The sequence below is a fragment of the Acinetobacter sp. SH024 genome, assembly GCF_000163635.1.
GTDB classification, from domain to species: domain Bacteria; phylum Pseudomonadota; class Gammaproteobacteria; order Pseudomonadales; family Moraxellaceae; genus Acinetobacter; species Acinetobacter pittii.
In genome coordinates this window covers 1-1,828 of record NZ_GG753612.1, presented here as the reverse complement: position 1 = coordinate 1,828, position 1,828 = coordinate 1, and the positions used below count along the sequence as shown (strand labels likewise).

Genomic DNA, 1,828 nt, shown 5'->3' with positions numbered 1-1,828 from the left:
CTATTTATATGCCCATTTTTTATTGATGTAAAAATTTAAAGATAGTTATTAATTAAAGCAACTAAACGCTCTAACAAGTCATCAGCCTGTGCTTGAGTCATATTAATTGGTGGTAATAAACGCACTACTGAACCAGCTGTAACATTAATAATAAGTTTATGTTGATCTCGAGCTATTGCAACGAGCTCAGCGCAGTCTTTAGGCAATTGAATACCAATCATCATACCAAAGCCACGTACTTGCACATTTTTATCTGCCAATTGCGCACGTAATTGATCAACAATATAACCACCAACAACTGCCGCGTTTTCTACAGCATTCTCTTTTTGGATTGTATCAATTACTGTATAAACCACACGAGAACCTAGCACTGTGCCACCATAAGTAGACCCATGGCTACCAGGTCCTAATAAGCCAACAGCTTTACCTTGGGTCATTACCGCGCCTACTGGAAAGCCATTACCAAGTCCTTTAGCAGTCGTCAAAACATCAGGCACAATGTTTGTATGTTGATAAGCAAAATACTTACCGGTACGGCCGTTACCTGTTTGGATTTCATCTAGCATCATTAGCCAGTTATGTTGATTACATATGGTGCGGACTTCTTCAAGATAGCTAAAGCCTTGAGGTGCTGTATTAATACCACCCTCACCTTGAATAGGTTCAATCAAAATCGCAACAATATCTGGGTGCTGCAAAGCAGCTTCTTGAATTGCTTCTACATCACCAAATGGCACACGAATAAAATCATTGGTTAAAGGAGCAAAACCATCTTGTACTTTCTTATTACCAGTAGCTGAAAGTGTTGCTAAAGTACGACCATGAAATGATTGCTCTGCCACAATTATCTTTGGGGAGCTTACACCTTGTTGAGTACCAAATTTACGAGCAATTTTAATGGCGCCTTCATTTGACTCTGCACCACTGTTTGAAAAGAAGATCTCTTCCATCCCTGAAACTTCAGCAAGCTTCTGAGCAGCTGCCGTTTGCCAAGGAATCTCAAATAAGTTACTTGTATGCACAAGTGTTGCAGCTTGTTCAGCAATTGCTTCTGCAATGACTGGATGCGCATGACCTAAACCACATACAGCAATACCGGTTAAAGCATCTAAATACTCTGTGCCATCTTCGGTATATAGATATGCTCCTCGGCCTCGTACAAAACTGATCGCTTGGCGACCATAAGTAGCCATTAAATGTGATGGTTGATCAGGTTGTATTGGAGCTAGGGTAATATCATTCATAACGAACTCTGTCTGTATGAGGTTTTAGGAAGGGTTTATATAAGCAAAAACTAGCTCTGATGAAAAGTCTCATCACTCATTTATCTAAAATTTCGTCCGCTTTTTGCTATCGCTTCGGTTTATACAATAAAATATTGAATATTCAATGCAACTTTAAGTAATCAGGTGGTTTGCAAAGCGGTATGAACACCCCCTATAATGCTGCTAGATTAGTTGAGGATCTCTTTATGACTGAACAAGCACGTGATACTGAAGCGTTAATCCGCGATCAAATTGCGAAGCATCCCGTTTTACTTTACATGAAAGGCACTCCACAGTTTCCACAATGTGGTTTCTCTGCACGTGCTGTAGAGGCGCTCAGTCAAATTGGTCGTCCATTTGCATATGTAAATATTTTGGAAAACCCTGATATTCGTGCAACATTACCAAAAATTGCGAACTGGCCTACATTCCCGCAACTTTGGGTAAATGGCGAACTTATTGGTGGTAGCGATATCATGCTTGAAATGTTCCAAAATGGCGAATTAAAACCATTAGTTGAACAATACAGCGCAGCGCCAGAAGCGTAAATAATAAAAAAGCAT

The 1,828-nt window shown here is 39.9% G+C and carries 2 protein-coding genes; one reads left to right on the top strand and one right to left on the bottom strand.

Translation table 11 applies throughout. The annotated features are described in order from the left end of the window. Positions 1–35: 35 nt before the first annotated feature. On the bottom strand, positions 36–1,244 hold the full coding sequence (locus HMPREF0013_RS24165; protein ID WP_002121101.1) for an aspartate aminotransferase family protein: 1,209 nt from the start codon (positions 1,242–1,244) through the stop codon (positions 36–38). A gap of 227 nt (positions 1,245–1,471) precedes the next feature. On the opposite strand from HMPREF0013_RS24165, the gene grxD reads away from it, so the two are divergent. Next, positions 1,472–1,813, top strand: coding sequence for a Grx4 family monothiol glutaredoxin (gene grxD, locus HMPREF0013_RS24160; RefSeq protein WP_002120913.1), 342 nt, complete (start codon positions 1,472–1,474; stop codon positions 1,811–1,813). Positions 1,814–1,828: the final 15 nt, after the last annotated feature.

Excerpts from the sequence above, each read along its gene's own strand:
- grxD (WP_002120913.1), top strand. The coding sequence starts at position 1,472 with ATGACTGAACAAGCACGTGATACTGAAGCGTTAATCCGCGATCAAATT.
- HMPREF0013_RS24165 (WP_002121101.1), bottom strand. The coding sequence starts at position 1,244 with ATGAATGATATTACCCTAGCTCCAATACAACCTGATCAACCATCACAT.